Source organism: Streptomyces sp. NPDC050732 (assembly GCF_040654255.1).
GTDB lineage: Bacteria > Actinomycetota > Actinomycetes > Streptomycetales > Streptomycetaceae > Streptomyces.
Window position 1 is genome coordinate 25650 of the sequence record NZ_JBFAHP010000018.1, and the last position, 15236, is coordinate 40885.

Consider the following 15236-nt stretch of genomic DNA (forward strand, 5'->3'; position numbering starts at 1 on the left):
AGGCGCCTACGGACGGTCCGGCTTTCCGTCGCCGTACAGCCAGTCCCCCCAGATCCGGCTCACCTTCTCGCGCGCCTCGTCGCCGCCCGCGTGCTTCTCGACGTACTCCGTGAAGTCCCTGGTGTCCGCGTTCTTGTGCCGGTACGTCTTCGCCCAGCCCTGCACGATGTCGTAGAACGTGTCGTCGCCCACCGCCCGGCGGATCTTGTGGATGACCATGGCGCCGCGTTCGTAGACGGGCGGGTCGGAGATGCTCGCGGCGTCCGTGGGCTTGGCGGGCGGGAAGGCCCAGATGGCTTCGTTGTCTTCCTTGTCCTCGTAGTAGTCGCCCTTGTAGAGCGCGTCGAAGACGTCCTGTGCGCTGTCGCCGTCGTTGTCCTCGGCGTACAGCCACTCCGCGTACGTCGCGAAGCCCTCGTTGAGCCACATGTCCTGCCATGACTTGGGCGTGACGGAGTTGCCGAACCACTGGTGGGCCAGCTCGTGGACGAGGAGTCCGGTGTCGGGGGCGCCGGGGAAGACGGGCCGGGTCTGGGTCTCCAGGGCGTAGTCCACGTCCTCCTCGCGGTCGACGATCGCGCCCGCCGAGGAGAAGGGGTAGGGGCCGAAGTTGTACTCCCCCCACTCCACGATGTCCGGGATCTTCGCGAGGACCTTCTCGCTCGCCTTCGCCTGCGAGGGGTCGACGGCCGTCACGATCGGCAGCCCGTCCTCCGTCGTCGACGTCTCCATCTCGTACTTGCCGACGGCCACGGTCGCCACGTAGCTCGCCATCGGTTCGGCGCTGTGCCAGGCGAAGGTGGTGCGGCCGTTCTTCGTCGACTCGCGGGTCAGCTCGCCGTTGGAGACGGCCTTCAGGCCCTTCGGGACGGTGACCTCTATGTCGTACGACGCCTTGTCGCTCGGGTGGTGGTTGCCTGGGAACCACGCCATGGAGCCGGTCGGCTCGCCGAGCGCGAGCGCGCCGTCGGCCGTCTTCAGCCAGCCCTCCTCCGAGCCGTCCTCGTCGGTGACGGTCTCCGGAGTGCCGGAGTAGCGGACCGTGGCGCGGAACGTCTCGCCCCGGTCGAGCTCGTCGGCCGGGCGGACCCGCAGCTCCTGGCCGGCGCGCTGGAAACGGGCGGCCTTGCCCTCGACGGTGATGCCGGAGACGTCGAGGCCCTTCAGGTCGAGGTTGAAGGAGCTGAGGTTCTTGGTGGCGCGGGCGGTGATCTCGGCGGTCCCCGTGAGGTGCCGGGAGCCGGGGTCGTAGCCGAGGGTCAGGCCGTAGTGCGCCACGTCGTACCCGCCGTTGCCCAGCCTGGGGAAGTACGGGTCCCGCACGCCGGGTGAGCCCGGCGTGCCGTCGACGCCCGCGCCGCCGCAGGCACTGACGGTGGCGAGCAGGGCGAGGCAGGAGGTGACGGTGGCGGCTCGGACGGCCGGAGATCGCAGGTCCACGCCGGTGATCTTATGCGGCAATTGTTCGGTACGGGATTGATTCGGTACGGGATCGACAGGGGCCCGGCGACCGGGCCCACGTGGCGCCGGGTGACAGCCGGAGTGCCTGTTCAGAGCACCGAGATGCCCAACGGGCGCACGCCCGCCGGGAGTCGGCGCACCGAGCCGTCCTCCGTGTCGACGACGGAGATGCCGTTCCAGTGGCCGTCGCGGGTGAAGCCGCCCGTGACGTACGCGGTGCGGCCGTCCTCCGACACGGCGACGTCCTCGTGCGGACCGTCCAGCGGGACGACCCGCTCCTCGCCGTCCTTCGTCCGCACGGTCAGCGAGGGCCCGTCGTCGGCGTCCGGGTCGATGGGCCCGGTGCCGACCGCGAACAGCGTGCCGTCGTCGGCGACCGTCACACCGTGCTGGTGCGTGTTCGCGGTAATCCTCTCGACGTCGTACTCGCCGGTGCGCGGATCGAGTACGACGAGCCTCTCGCCCTCGAAGGGCAGCAGGAGCCGTCCGTCGGAGGGCCGCACGGCCGCGTAGTGCGGCTTCAGCCAGGAGCCGAGGCCGCCCTCCGTGCCGTAGGGGGCGACTTCCAGGCGGCGCGGCCGCAGCGAGTCCGTGCGGACGACCGTCACGTCGAAGGAGTCGTGGCCGGTGGCGTAGACCTCCCGGCCGTCCTTCGACATGTCGACGTCGAAGGGCCGGCGGCCGACGGGCACGGTGCCGGTCACCGCGCGCTCGTCCGTGTCGATGACCTCCAGCACGCCCTTGCCGTCGGGGACATTGACGCCCACGTAGACGTGCTCGCCGTCCGGCGCGAGGGCGATGCCCATGCCGCCGCCCCGGTACTCGCCCGTCGTCACCGGGCCGGTCTCCGTCTCGTACGGGACGCGGTCGACGCGCTCACGCTTCTCCGTGTCGACGACGGCGACGCCCTCCGCCGTGGCCACCCAGGCGCGGCCGTCGGCACCCACGGCCAGCCCGTAGGGGGCCGTGCCGACCTTCACCGAGTCGACGGGGCCCTTCTCCGGGTCGACGAAGGTGACGGTGTCGGAGCCGAAGTCGGCGACCAGGAGGGTGCCTTCGGGGGTGCCGGTGCGGGCGGGGAGGGTGGCGGTGGGGGTGGTGGGGGTGGTGGGGGTGGTCGAGGCGGGGCCTTCTTCCGCCTCGACCGCCCCGCAGCCCGCGAGGAGCACGGCGGCGAGCAGCGCGGCGCCCGCGGCGGACGTCCTGGGCGCCTTCATCCTGCACGCCCCCTCAACAGCTCCGCGATCTCCGCGAAGCCCCGCCGCTCCGCGTGTGCGAGCGGCGTGACACCGTTCCGGTCGGCGAGGTCCGGCGTCGCGCCCGCGGCGAGCAGCAGCTCCACGATCTCCTGGTGCGCGCGGCCGCCGTCGCCGAGGATCACGGCCTCCAGGAGAGCGGTCCAGCCGAGGTCGTTGACGTGGTCGACGTCGATGTCGGTGACGCGCAGGACCTCCCGTACGTACGCGACGTGGCCGCGCTCCGACGCGGGGATCACGGAGACCCCGCCGAAACGGTTGCGCAGCGTCAGGTCGGGCCCCGCGGGCAGCAGGACGTGCAGCATGGCGACGCTGCCCGTCACCCCGGTGACCAGCCACGGGCTGTCGGAGCGGTGGTCCTGCGCGTCGACGTCGGCACCGGCGGCGACGAGCACCCGGGCGGCCTCGACGTGATCGCCGAGGGCGGCGAGCAGCAGCGGACTGCGCAGCTCGGTGTCGCGCGCCTCGACGCGGGCGCCCGCGTCGAGGGCGGCCGCCACTTCCGCGGCGTTCCCGGCCCGCGCGGCGTCGAGCAGCCGCTGGTCGGCAGCGGTGGTGTTCATGCTGGATCTCCTCGTCCTACGGGTCCCCCGGGCCCCCGCGCGGACGGGCGCGAGGACCGGGAACAGCCGCGGCAGCATACGGTTCAGCGTGCTGTGTGTGGAGGGGCTCAGGGCTCAGCGGCCGAGCGCCGCCACGCCCGCCTTCGCGAACTTCTCGTCCAGGTCGCCGCTCGGGGCGCCCGCGACGCCGATGCCCGCGACGGGCGCGCCCTTGGCCGTGACCGGCGCGCCGCCCGCGAGGAACAGGGTGCCGGGGATGTCCTTCAGGTTCGGGGCCTGCTCCAGGCGCTTGGTCAGCTCGGAGGTGGGCGCGTTCCAGGAGACGGAGGTGTACGCCTTCTTCACCGCGGACTCGGGGGACTGCGGCCCGGCACCGTCGCCGCGCAGCTGGACGATGGTGTTGCCGTTGCGGTCGACGACGGCGACGGAGACGCGCTGGTTCTCCTTCTTGGCGGCGTCGAGGGTGGCCTGCGCGGCCTTGGTGGCGGCGGCGACGGTGAGGTGCGTCGACTGCGTGAGGTTCTTGTTGCCCGCGTCGGCGGTGACGGCGGCCTTCGTGGCGGCGTCGGGGGTGCCGGCGGTGGCGGAGACCGCGCCGAAGGTGCCGGCGCCGAGGACGGCGGCGGTGGCGGCGACGGTGAGGACGCGGGTGCGGCGGGAGAGCTTCTGCATCGGGGGCTCCTGGAGATGAGGTGGAGAGGGGGCCGAGGGGGGCTGGTGTGCGTGTCTGTCCCTCTGCCACCCATCCTCCGGCCGGGTCCGGGGCCCACCCCTCGACGTACCGGCTCGCCGCCGCGCGCGACTCGGCCGACACCGGGGTCAACCGATCGGTTGACCCCTCCGTGGCCCCACCGGGTCACAATGAGGGTGTTTGCCCAGTTCAGCGCGGCGTGTGCGCACGCACACGCACACGCACGACGGCAGTACGAAAGGGAGGCGCCCCGTGGGAGAGCGCAGGCCGGGGCCCGACCCCCGCACGCCGGACCCCGACGCCCGCTGGCTCGCGGCCGTCATGCACACGGCGTTCTTCCTGCTCCTGGGGTCGTCGCTGACCCGCTTCCTGATGCGGCACCCCGGCGAACCGCGCACCCCGTGGATCATCGCGCTCTCCGTCTCCCTCGCGCTCCTCTACGTGCTCGGCCCCGTCATCGGCGCCCGCCCCACCGCGCCGCGCCGCCTCGCCTGGCTGATCCTCGTCGTCGCCGTCTGGGTCGTGCTCGTCGTCCTCGCGCCGAGCTTCGCGTGGTGCGCGGTGCCGCTCTTCTACACCGGCCTGCGGACGCTGCCGCCGCGCGCCGCCCTGTTCCTGGTGGCCGTCCTCACCGCCTTCGTCGTCGTCGCCCAGTTGCAGCTCGCGGGAAGCTTCGACCCGAACCTGCTGCTCGCGCCGCCCGCCTGGGCGGCGGTCGCCACCGCCGTCTTCCTCCACATGCAGCGCCAGGCCGCCCGGCAGCGCGAACTCATCGACGACCTCATCCGCACCCGCCGCGAACTCGCCGCCACCGAACGGCGCGAGGGCACGCTCGCCGAGCGCCAGCGCCTGTCCATGGAGATCCACGACACCCTCGCGCAGGGCCTGTCCAGCCAGCAGATGCTGCTGCAGGCCGCCGACCGCCTCTGGGACACGGACCCGGCGAAGGCCCGCACCCACGTCCGTACCGCCGAGTCGATCACCGAGCACGGTCTCGCCGAGGCCCGCCGCTTCGTGCACGACCTGGCACCCGCCGACCTCGCGGACGGCGGCGGCGTGGCGCAGGCGCTGCGGGCGCTCGCGGAACGCGAGTCCGACGCGGGCCTCACCGTCCGCTTCCACGTGGAGGGCACGCCGGTGCCGCTGCCGGACCGGGTCAGCTCGGCGCTCCTCCGCATCGCGCAGGGCGCCCTCGCGAACGTACGCGAGCACGCGGACGCCACCACCGCGGCGCTGACCCTCACCCTCCTCGACGACCAGGTGGTCCTGGACGTCGCGGACGACGGCCGCGGCTTCACGCCGCCGCCCGCCGGTGCCGACGCCCCTCCCGACTCCCCGGCAGGGGTACGAGGCCACGGCCTGCCCGCGATCCGCGCGCGGGCCGGGCAGCTCGGCGGCACACTGACGATCGAGTCGGCGCCGGGCGAGGGCGCGGTCCTCTCCGTATCGATCCCGCTGCCGAACCCGCAGTCGAACCAACAGTCGAACACGCAGTCGAACCCGTGGGAGTCCCAGCCGTGAACACCGCACCGACCCACCCCGTCCGGCTGCTGGTCTGCGACGACCACGTCGTCGTACGCGCCGGACTGCTCGCCCTGCTCGGCAGCGCGCCCGACATCGAGGTGGTCGGCGAGGCGGGCACCGGCGAAGAGGCGGTCGCCCTCGCCTCGAAACTGGCGCCGGACGTCGTCCTGATGGACCTGCAGCTGGGCGACGGCATCGACGGCGTGGAAGCCACCCGCCGCATCACGTCGGCCACGCCGCCCGCCCCCCACGTCCTGGTCCTCACGACCTACGACACCGACGCGGACATCACCCGCGCCATCGAGGCCGGCGCGACGGGGTACCTCCTCAAGGCGGAGCGGCCCGAGGAACTCTTCTCCGCGATCCATGCCGCGTCCCGGGGCCGCACCACGCTCTCGCCCCCCGTCGCCTCCCGCGTCATGGCCCGTATGCGCGCCCCGCAGCCGACGCTCACCGACCGCGAGCGCGACATCCTCGGCCAGCTCTCCCAGGGTCTCGGCAACCGCGAGATCGCCCGCGCCCTCTTCATCAGCGAGGCCACGGTCAAGACCCACCTGGGGCGGATCTACGACAAGCTGGGCGTGGACACGCGGGCGGGTGCGGTGGCGGTGGCGAAGGAGCAGCGCCTCCTGCCGTGACGCTGCCCGGTCCATGACACCATCGATCCGTGCTCGACATCGGCTACGCGCTCTCCCGCCGCTTCCCTGACCCCGCCCAGCTGGACTACGGCCGGGCGGACGTCCACACGCTCCGCCACGACCTGTTCTGCGGGGACGTGTACCTGGCGGACACCAAGGCGGACCGGGAACTGTCCACAGCCTGGGGATGGGTGCCCGTCCTCGACTTCGCGTGGGCGCTGTGCGACATCGTGGAGACCCTGGACAAGGATCCGCTCGGCAGCCGGGCCTCCCGTCCCCAGTACGCGGAGCTCGACTTCACCGAGTCGACCGACCGTATGCTGTTCGCCCGCCGCTTCGGCTGGGTCGACATCGAGGCGGACTGGATGGACCCCGAGGACCCTCCGCTGACCTTCTCCCACGCGGAGCTCCGGCGTGAGGCCCGCGACTTTCTCCACGACCTCGTGGCGGACCTGACCGATCTCCACGAGTCCCTCGCGGACAACCCCACGATCTGGTCCCTCCTCGCCCGCTTCCCCCGAACCGCTTAGGCCTACTCCCCCACCCCCGCCACCTTCACCCCCACCTGCGCCGCGAACGCCGGTGCCAGTTCGAGGAGTTGGGGCGGGCTGATCACCGCGCCGGCCAGGCACTCGATCCCCCGCGCGATCTCCAGCTCCCCCGCCTCCCGAAGATCCACGTCCTTCATCCTCGCCCCCGTGAAGTCGGCCCCCCGCACCACGCACCCCCGGAACTCCACCCGCTCCAGCGAGGCCGCCCCGAAGTCCGGCTCCACCAGCACGCACCCCTCGAACACGACGTCCCGCAACCGCGCCTTCCGCAGGTTCAGGTAGTCGATCTTTCCGCCCCGGACCACCACCCGCTCCAGCACGCCCCCGTGCAGCTGCACCCCGCCGAGCCGCGCGTCGACGACCTCCACGTCCCGCAGCGACGCCTCCGCGAGATCCGTCCCCACGCCCCGCAGCTCCGTCAGCACGGAGTCGACGAACCGCGCCCGCGCCAGCCGCGTCCCACCAACCCCGCACCCCACCAGCGCCGAGTCCATGAACAGCGCCCCGGCCCCGTCCTGCCCCCCGAAATCCAGGTCACGGAACTCGACGCCGTCGTAGTCCCCGTCGGGCTGCAGCTCCCCTCCCTCGAACGGCCGGAGCGGAGGCAACCGCACCTCGGCCTGCCGAGCCGCCTTGACCGCCCTCGCCGCCCGCGCCGACTTCGCCACCCTCGCCGACTTCGCTCTCTCAGCCATGCCCCCATCGTGCCCGCCGCCACTGACAACGCCCCCATGTCACATCCGGACCACCCCCGCACGTCCATGAGGTGAAGCGCAAACACAGACCCGCCAGCCCACCGGAGCCCATCCCATGCCCACCGCAAGCCAGCACCGCATCACCGTCATCGGCGGCGGCTTCGCCGGCCTCACCGCGGCCATCAGTGCCGCCGAGGCAGGCGCCCGCGTGACCCTCCGCGAGGCCCACCACACCCTCGGCGGCCGCGCCCGCACCTCCGAAGGGACGTACAAGACGAACGAGGGCCCGCACGCCCTCTACAACGGCGGCCCCCACTGGACCTGGCTGAAGCAGCGCGACCTCATCGGCCCGCTCGCCCCTCTGCCGCCCCTCGAAGGCGCCCGCCTGCGCCTGCTCCACAACGGCGCGCTGCGCCGCACCCCGCCCCTCGCCATGCTGAAGCTGCTGCGCCGCAAGGCGGAACAGGCTCCCGTGGACCGGGACTTCACCAGCTGGGCCACCGAGCAGGTCGGCGAGGAGGGCGCGAAGGCCGCCGCGCATTACATCGCCGTGGCGACGTTCCACCACGACCCCGGTTCGCTCTCCGCCCGCTTCGTGCAGGAGCGCCTGCGCCGCGCCACGAAGCTGCCCCCGGAGGCGCACTACCCGCGCGGCGGCTGGGGTTCGGTCATCGACCGCATGGCCGCGCTGGCCTGGAACATGGGCGTCCGCACGGAGACGCTGGACCGCGTCGACAGCCTCTCCGGCCCGGGCCTCCGCCAGGACGGCCCGGTCATCGTCGCGACCTCCCTCGAATCGGCCCGCCGCCTCCTCGGCGACGATTCCCTGCGCTGGGAGAGCGGCCGCACCGCACTCGTCGACGTGGCCTTCCGTTCCCGCAGGGGCGACGCCTTCGTAGTCTCCGACCTGGACCGGACGGGCTGGGTCGAACGTTTCACCGCCCAGGACCACACCCTCGCCCCCGAGGGCGAACAGCTCGTTCAGGCGCAGATCCCGCTCGCCCCCGGGGAGACGAAGGCCGACGGCGTGGCCCACGCCGAGCACCTGCTCGACCTCGGCTGCCCCGGCTGGCGCGAGCGCGTGACGTGGCGCCGCGCCTCGGTCGCGAACGGCCGTACGGGCGCGCTCGACCGCCCCGGCACCACGTGGCGGGACCGCCCCGCGATCGACCGGGGCGACGGTGTGTATCTGGTGGGCGACCAGGTGGCGGCTCCGGGACTGCTGTCCGAGGTCTCGTTCAACAGCGCCGTGGAGGCGGTGTCGCTCGCGCTCGCGAAGTCGGCTCTTGACCTCAAGTCCACTTCAGGTTGAAGGGTGGGGCGTACGAAACCGACGACGCACGCCCCGTCGTACGCCCCGCCCTTCAAAAGGAGCCCCCATGCCCACCCCCGCAACGGAACAGCGCACCACCATGCGCGCCATCCGCCTCCACGCCTTCGGCCCCGCCGAGAACCTCGTCCTCGAAGAGATACCGGTTCCCGAACCGGCCGAGGGCCAGGTCCGGATCAGCGTGGCCGCCGCCGGCGTGCACCTCCTCGACACCGCGATCCGCGAGGGCATCCAGGGCCCGCTGCCCGAACTCCCCTCCCTCCCCACCATTCCCGGCAGGGAGATCGCGGGCATCGTCGACGAGCTCGGTGAAGGCACCCCCGCGCACTGGCTGGGCAAGCGCGTCGTCGCCCACATCGGCTTCGCCCCCGGGGGATACGCGGAGCGCGTCGTCACCGAGGCGTCCCGCCTGCACGAGATCCCCGACGACCTGGACGCCGCGGAAGCGGTCGCCCTGATCGGCACGGGACGCACGACGATGGGAATCCTGCAGTTCACCGAGGTGACCCCCGACACCGTGGCCGTCGTCCCCGCCGCCGCGGGCGGCATCGGCACGCTCCTCACGAAGTACGCCAAGCATCGCGGCGCCACGGTGATCGGTCTGGCGGGCGGCCCGGAGAAGACGGCCCGCGTCCGCGCCAACGGCGCCGACCTCGCCGTGGACTACACCGACCCGGCGTGGCCCGACGAGGTCCGCGCGTACCTCCGGGAGGAGCGCGAAGGGCGCGCGGCCACCGTCGTCTTCGACGGAGTGGGCGGCAAGGCGGGCCTGGCCGCGGTCGACCTGCTGGGCCCGGGCGGCACCCACGTCGTCTTCGGCTGGTCCGGCAAGGGCCCGCATGACGAGGAGCTGCAGTTCACCGAGGCGGAGCTCGCCGAGCGCGGCATCACCCAGGTCAACGTCCTCGGCCTGGCGATGATGCGGAAGGCGGGCGGCGACAACCCCGTCCGCGCCCTGGAGCTCGCCGCCCTCACCGCCGCCTCGCTCGGCCACTTCACACCGGCCGTGCAGCGCTACCCCCTCGCGGAGGCGGCGGCGGCACACCGCGCGCTGGAGACCCGCGCCACGATGGGCAAAGTCGTCCTCGTCCCCTGAGAGCCCGACCCGAAATCCGGATGCCCGCACGACTTCCGGGAACTACCGTCCGTTATATGGCTACGTCTATGGCTACGGCCAAGGAATCCGTCCAGTTCCACGACATCCCCGAAGCGGGGATCGACCGCGCGCTCTCCCTCGCCTACCTCGTCTTCCACGAGACCCCGGAGGACGAGAAGCGCAAGCACCACCACGACCTGCTGCGCGACTGCACCCGCGTCGGCGCGTACGAGAACGGCGAACTCGTCGGCTTCGTCGCGGCGTTCCCCTTCACCCTGTCGGTGCCGGGCGGCGAACTGCCCTGCCCATGCCTGACGTTCGTGTCCGTGGCGCCGACCCACCGGCGCCGCGGCGTGCTCTCCGGCATGCTCGCGGAGCTGTTCGCGAGGGCGACGGCGGACGGCTCGCCGATCGCGGCGCTGTGGGCGTCGGAGGACGCGATCTACGGCAGGTTCGGCTTCGGCCCCGCCACCCACGGCCACACCCTGGAGATCGACTCCCGGCGCCCGCTGGCCCTGCGCATCACCCCGGACGACCGGCCGCTGCGCCTGGTCGACCCGTCCGACGCGCCCGAGCTCCTCGCGGCGTACTACGACCGCACCCGCGCGGAGCGCGCCGGCCGGATCGCCCGCAGTGAGGCGTGGTGGCGCGAGGAGTGGCTGGTGACGGAGGACGAGGAGGACGACGAGCTGTCGCCGCCCCGCGTCGTCGTCCTCGGCGACCCCGCGGGCCCCCCGGCCGGTTACGCGATCTACCGCACCAAGACCCGCGACGACGCCCCCGGCCTCGTCCGCCTCGACGACCTGGAGGCGGACACCCCGGCCGCCGCTGCCACCCTCTGGCGCTACCTCGCGTCGATCGACCTGACCGGCCAGGTCCGCGCCTGGGGCCGCCCCCTGGACGACCCGCTGCACCTCTTCGCCGCCGACCGCGACCAGGTGCGCGTCACGGGCGAGTTCCCCGCGCTGTGGGTCCGCCTCCTCGACGTGCGCGAGGCGCTGGAGTCCCGCTCCTGGGCGGCCCCGGTGGACGTCGTCCTCGACGTGCGCGACGACCGCCTCCCGGCCAACGAGGGCCGCCACCGCCTGACGGCGTCCCCCGCGGGCTGTACGTACGAGAGGACCGAGGACCCCGCGGACCTCACCCTCGACGTACGCGACCTGGCCGCCTGCTACCTGGGCGGCACGAAGACCGACGCCCTGGTCCGCGCGGGCCTGGCGACGGAGCACACGGCGGGCACGGCGACGGCACTGGACGCGGCGCTGCGCACGGCTCTCCTGCCGCACACCGTGGACGAGTTCTAGGAACCTCCGGAAACCCAGGCGCCCCTGTGGTCCTGGCCGCGCCCCAGCGCCGTGAGCGCGTCATCGGTCAGCCGGTACACGGTCCACTCGTCCTGGGGCAGCGCCCCGAGCGACTTGTAGAAGTTGATCGACGGCTCGTTCCAGTCGAGTACGGCCCATTCCAGCCGCTCGTAGCCGCGCTCCACGCAGATCCGCGCGAGCTCGGTCAGGAGCGCCTTGCCGTGTCCGCCGCGGCGCGCCTCGGGGCGTACGTACAGGTCCTCCAGGTAGATCCCGTGCACGCCGCGCCAGGTGGAGAAGTTCAGGAACCACAGCGCGAAGCCGACGGCCTCGCCGGAGGTGTCGTCCTCCGCGATGTGCGCGAACGCGGCGGGGCGCTCCCCGAAGAGCGCCTCACGCAGCTGCTCCTCGGTGGCCCTCGCCTCGTCGGGCACCTTCTCGTACGCGGCGAGGTCGCGGACCAGCGCGTGGATGACGGGGACGTCGGCGGGTGTGGCGGTACGAATCATGGCGGCAGGCTGCCAGCCCCGGGCCGCCGGAGCCAACCCGTCTCACCGGCCGAGCAGCCGCCGCGCGATCTCCATGTCGTCGGCCACCGGCGGCCGTCCGTCCTGGACCTCCCACAGCGCGTTCTGCAGGACACGGCCGAGGGTCCAGGCGCGGGCCCGCTCGCGGTCGAGACCGAGGACCTCCGTCATCGCGTCGAACCGCCACAGCACGTCGTCGGCGTCGAACTTGTTGTCGAGGGCGGGCCACAGGTCGAAGCCGGGGTCCCCGGCGAGCGGCTTCGGGTCGATGGCGAGCCACGGCTCGCGGTCGCTCGCCAGGACGTTCTCGAAGTGCAGGTCCCAGTGCAGCATCCGGTCGCCGGCCTCGCCCATGACCTCGCGCACCGCGCCCCCGCACCGCTCGACGAGCGCGCGCTCGCCCGGGTCGGTGATCGACTTCAGGGCGCCGGGCAGCTCCTCGACCATCTCGGCCGCGATGCCGGCGAGCGTGCGCATCCCGGCGGGCGCGGGGGTCGCGGTGAGCCGGGCGAGGAGTTCGGCGAGGACGAGGACGGCCTTGCGGGTGTCGGTCATCGTCGACAGCATCCGCCCGGAGTCGAGGCGTTCGAGCAGCATCGTGCCGGTGTCGCCGTCGTGGTCGAGGAGGCGCACGGCGCCGTCCCCGTCCCATATGCGCAGCGCGACCGGCTCGCCCTCGGTCTCCTCGTCGAGGAGCTGGAACTTGACCGCCGCGGGCGTGCCGTCGGCGCGCACGACGGGCAGGACGAGCGCGGCCATGCCGTGCATCGGCTCGCCGTCGACGGTCAGGTCCCAGCGGTCGACGAACTCCCTCACGCGCGCGGGCAGCCCGGCGATGAACGCCCGTCCCGGCTCCCCCGCGTACATGTGCTGCGACTCGACCAGCTCGTCCGGAATGCGAATGTCGATCACGGGCGGGACATTACCGACGTACGCGCGTACGCCGCACGCGGTTTTCCGTGGGGGGCGAGGCGATGGAAGGGGCGGGGCAAGGGGCGGGCCGGGGCCGGGGTCAGGAAATGCCCGCCGCCTTGAGCTCCTTGGCGAACGCCGCCCGCTCGTACAGCGCCTGGCCGCCGGACTTCTTGCCGTCGATGAAGACCGTCGGCGTGGCCTGGATGCCGTCGTCGCTGAAGGCGTCCATCGCCTCGCCGACCCACTTCTTGTACGTCCCGTTGGTGACCGCCTTGTCGAAGGCGCCGCCGCGCAGCCCCTCGACCTTGTCGGCGATCTTCAGGAGGAAGGCCGGGGTGTAGGCGTCGTCGGTCTCCTCCGCCGCCTGGTTGGCGAAGACGGCGGCGTGGTACTGCGGGAATCTGCCCGCCTCCACGGACGCCCGCAGCGCGTTCGCCGCGTTCACCGAGCCGCTGCCGCCGAGGTTCTTGTCGAGGAACGAGGCGATCGTGTACTCGACCTTCACCTCGCCGTCGGCCACCGGCTTCACCAGCGCCTGCGCCCCGCCGTCCTCGAACTTTTTACAGAACGGGCAGCGCGGGTCCTCGTACACCTTGACCGTATGCTTGGCCTTCGGATCACCGACGGTGATGACGCCGCCCTTCACCGACGCGGGCACGCCGGCGAGCCGGGCAGTCGCCGCCGAGGGCGCCTTCGCCTCCGGGGCGTCGGAACCCGGGGCATCGGCTTCCGGGGCGTCGGAGCCACGCGCTTCCGGGCCCGGGGACTTCGCGGCGGGCTTCTCACTGACGGAGCCGCCCTTGTCGTCGGTGCTGCCGTCGTCGGGACCGCAGGCCGACGCGGCCGCCCCGATCAGCGCCGCCGCTGCCACCGCGGCTGCGACGCGCCCGGCCTTGCGTCCGGCCTTGTGTACGGCCATGAGTTGAGCCCTCCCAGTTTCTCCACGTACCGCTCAAAGCATCGGAATCTACCCGGCCCCCCGCCCGGCCGACGACCCGCCCCGCGGGACCCCGGCTCCGACCCCTGCCCACGGCCCCCACCTGCGCAGTAACGTCCGCCCATGAGCAGCGCGAACAACACCCACCACACGGCCGGCACGGTCAACGGCGGCATATCGTTCTGGTACGCCGACGACGGCCTGCCCACGGCCCGCGAACCCCTGACCTCCGACGCCACGGCGGACGTCTGCGTCGTCGGCGGCGGCTACACCGGCCTGTGGACCGCCTACTACCTGAAGAAGGCCGCCCCCTTCCTCCGCGTCACCGTCCTGGAGCAGAAGTTCTGCGGCTACGGAGCCTCCGGCCGCAACGGCGGCTGGCTCTACAACGGCATCGCGGGCCGCGACCTCCCCCAAGCTCTTGAAGAGCAGGGGGGACCCCCACCGCCAAGTCGCACGGCCACGAAGCGGCGGTCCGCCTGCAGCGGGCGATGAACGACACGGTCGACGAAGTGGTCCGCGCCGCCGCCGAGGAGTCGATCGACGCGGACATCCACCGGGGCGGCGTACTCGAAGTGGCGTACACCCCGGCCCAGTTGACGCGCCTCAAGGCCTTCCACGAGACGGAACTCTCGTACGGCGAGAAGGACCGCACCCTGCACGGCGCCCGCGAGACGGCCGAACGGATACGGATCGCCGGAGCCGTCGGCTCGACGTGGACCCCGCACGGCGCCCGCCTGCACCCGGTGAAACTGGTCAAGGGCCTGGCCGACGCCGTGGAGGCCCTGGGCGTCACGATCCACGAGTCGACGCCGGTCACGGAGATCAGGCCGAAGCACGCGGTCACCCCGTACGGCACGGTCCGCGCCCCCTACGTCCTGCGCTGCACGGAGGGCTTCACGGCCTCCCTGAAGGGCCGGCGCCGCACCTGGCTCCCCATGAACTCCTCGATGATCGCGACGGAACCCCTGTCACCCGCCCAGTGGGAGTCGATCGGCTGGGAGGGCCGCGAAACGCTCGGCGACATGGCCCACGCGTACATGTACGCCCAGCGCACCGCCGACGGCCGCATCGCACTCGGCGGCCGCGGCGTCCCGTACCGCTACGGCTCGAAGACGGACAACGACGGCCGCACCCAGCAGCCCACGGTCGAAGCCCTGCACTCCATCCTCCTCCGCTTCTTCCCCCAGCTCGCGGGCGTCCGGGTCGCCCACGCCTGGTCCGGCGTCCTCGGCGTGCCCCGCGACTGGTGCGCCACGGTCACCCTGGACCGCGCCACGGGCCTCGGCTGGGCGGGCGGCTACGTCGGCTCCGGCGTCGCCACCGCCAACCTCGCCGCCCGCACCCTGCGCGACCTGGTCCAGCAGGACTCGGGCCAGGCGGGCCCCACGGACCTCACCACCCTCCCCTGGGTCGGCCACAAGGGCCGCCGCTGGGAACCGGAACCGTTCCGCTGGCTCGGCGTCCACGGCATGTACGCCACGTACCACGCGGCCGACCGCCGCGAACTGACCACCCACACCGCCGAGTCGTCCCGCCTGGCCCGGTGGGCGGACAGGGTGGCGGGCCGCCACTGAGCGCCCACTCAGCGCCCGCTTCCGAAACCGGTGGCCCCTCCAGGCCCGTTGACACACCCTTGTGCCACGATCACCCGAACATCCGTTCAGCCTGGGGGGGCTCGATGCCTGAACCACGTCCCTGTCCGAGATCCACGAGATCCACGAGATCCACGAGACCCGCGAGACCTG

Annotated in this window: 14 protein-coding genes and 1 pseudogene; 7 read left to right on the top strand and 8 right to left on the bottom strand. The window is 72.8% G+C overall.

Features of this window, described 5'->3' with window-relative positions; genetic code table 11:
- Positions 1-6: 6 nt before the first annotated feature.
- The 4 genes from AB0H82_RS18075 to AB0H82_RS18090 form a co-directional block, all read right to left on the bottom strand.
- A complete protein-coding gene (locus tag AB0H82_RS18075) occupies positions 7-1386 on the bottom strand; it encodes a M1 family metallopeptidase (RefSeq protein ID WP_362994007.1) in 1380 nt (459 codons plus the stop codon).
- 164 nt (positions 1387-1550) lie between these two features.
- Entirely contained in the window at positions 1551-2678 is a 1128-nt protein-coding gene (locus tag AB0H82_RS18080; protein ID WP_362993778.1) for a YncE family protein, read from the bottom strand.
- Positions 2675-3280 carry an ankyrin repeat domain-containing protein gene (locus tag AB0H82_RS18085; RefSeq protein WP_362993780.1) on the bottom strand — a complete coding sequence of 202 codons (606 nt, stop codon included), beginning with the start codon at positions 3278-3280 and terminating at the stop codon, positions 2675-2677. Before AB0H82_RS18085 ends, AB0H82_RS18080 begins: the two co-directional genes overlap by 4 nt.
- A gap of 114 nt (positions 3281-3394) precedes the next feature.
- Positions 3395-3952 carry a heme-binding protein gene (locus tag AB0H82_RS18090; protein ID WP_362993782.1) on the bottom strand — a complete coding sequence of 186 codons (558 nt, stop codon included), beginning with the start codon at positions 3950-3952 and terminating at the stop codon, positions 3395-3397.
- A gap of 340 nt (positions 3953-4292) precedes the next feature.
- Between AB0H82_RS18090 and AB0H82_RS18095 the strand changes: the two genes are divergently transcribed.
- The 3 genes from AB0H82_RS18095 to AB0H82_RS18105 are packed head-to-tail and all read left to right on the top strand — an operon-like array spanning position 4293 to position 6663.
- Positions 4293-5492, top strand: a complete 1200-nt coding sequence (locus tag AB0H82_RS18095) for a sensor histidine kinase (protein WP_362994009.1) — start codon at positions 4293-4295, stop codon at positions 5490-5492.
- Positions 5489-6133, top strand: coding sequence for a response regulator transcription factor (locus AB0H82_RS18100; RefSeq protein WP_362993784.1), 645 nt, complete (start codon positions 5489-5491; stop codon positions 6131-6133). The genes AB0H82_RS18095 and AB0H82_RS18100 overlap by 4 nt, the downstream gene beginning before the upstream one ends.
- Positions 6134-6162: 29 nt before the next feature.
- Positions 6163-6663, top strand: a complete 501-nt coding sequence (locus AB0H82_RS18105) for a hypothetical protein (RefSeq protein ID WP_362993786.1) — start codon at positions 6163-6165, stop codon at positions 6661-6663.
- Positions 6664-6665: 2 nt separating this feature from the next.
- Here AB0H82_RS18105 and AB0H82_RS18110 read toward each other — a convergent pair whose 3' ends face one another.
- Positions 6666-7379, bottom strand: a complete 714-nt coding sequence (locus AB0H82_RS18110; RefSeq protein ID WP_362993788.1) for a pentapeptide repeat-containing protein — start codon at positions 7377-7379, stop codon at positions 6666-6668.
- A gap of 115 nt (positions 7380-7494) precedes the next feature.
- On the opposite strand from AB0H82_RS18110, the gene AB0H82_RS18115 reads away from it, so the two are divergent.
- The 3 genes from AB0H82_RS18115 to AB0H82_RS18125 all read left to right on the top strand — a co-directional run bounded on the left by AB0H82_RS18115 (position 7495) and on the right by AB0H82_RS18125 (position 11109).
- Positions 7495-8691: an NAD(P)-binding protein gene (locus tag AB0H82_RS18115; RefSeq protein WP_362993790.1), complete on the top strand. Its 1197-nt coding sequence runs from the start codon at positions 7495-7497 to the stop codon at positions 8689-8691.
- 100 nt (positions 8692-8791) lie between these two features.
- The gene (locus tag AB0H82_RS18120; RefSeq protein WP_362994011.1) at positions 8792-9805 is read left to right on the top strand and encodes a zinc-binding dehydrogenase; all 1014 of its coding nucleotides are present in this window, start codon (positions 8792-8794) and stop codon (positions 9803-9805) included.
- 56 nt (positions 9806-9861) lie between these two features.
- Positions 9862-11109 carry a GNAT family N-acetyltransferase gene (locus tag AB0H82_RS18125; RefSeq protein WP_362993792.1) on the top strand — a complete coding sequence of 416 codons (1248 nt, stop codon included), beginning with the start codon at positions 9862-9864 and terminating at the stop codon, positions 11107-11109.
- Here AB0H82_RS18125 and AB0H82_RS18130 read toward each other — a convergent pair.
- The 3 genes from AB0H82_RS18130 to AB0H82_RS18140 all read right to left on the bottom strand — a co-directional run bounded on the left by AB0H82_RS18130 (position 11106) and on the right by AB0H82_RS18140 (position 13470).
- Complete coding sequence (locus AB0H82_RS18130) at positions 11106-11618, bottom strand: GNAT family N-acetyltransferase (RefSeq protein WP_362993794.1); 513 nt, start codon at positions 11616-11618, stop codon at positions 11106-11108. The genes AB0H82_RS18125 and AB0H82_RS18130 overlap by 4 nt on opposite strands.
- A 42-nt stretch (positions 11619-11660) precedes the next feature.
- Entirely contained in the window at positions 11661-12503 is an 843-nt protein-coding gene (locus AB0H82_RS18135; protein WP_362994013.1) for an aminoglycoside phosphotransferase family protein, read from the bottom strand.
- Between the two features lie 145 nt (positions 12504-12648).
- A complete protein-coding gene (locus AB0H82_RS18140; RefSeq protein WP_362993796.1) occupies positions 12649-13470 on the bottom strand; it encodes a thioredoxin domain-containing protein in 822 nt (273 codons plus the stop codon).
- A 141-nt stretch (positions 13471-13611) separates the two neighbouring features.
- On the opposite strand from AB0H82_RS18140, the pseudogene AB0H82_RS18145 reads away from it, so the two are divergent.
- Positions 13612-15065, top strand: a pseudogene (locus AB0H82_RS18145) (FAD-dependent oxidoreductase).
- Positions 15066-15236: the final 171 nt, after the last annotated feature.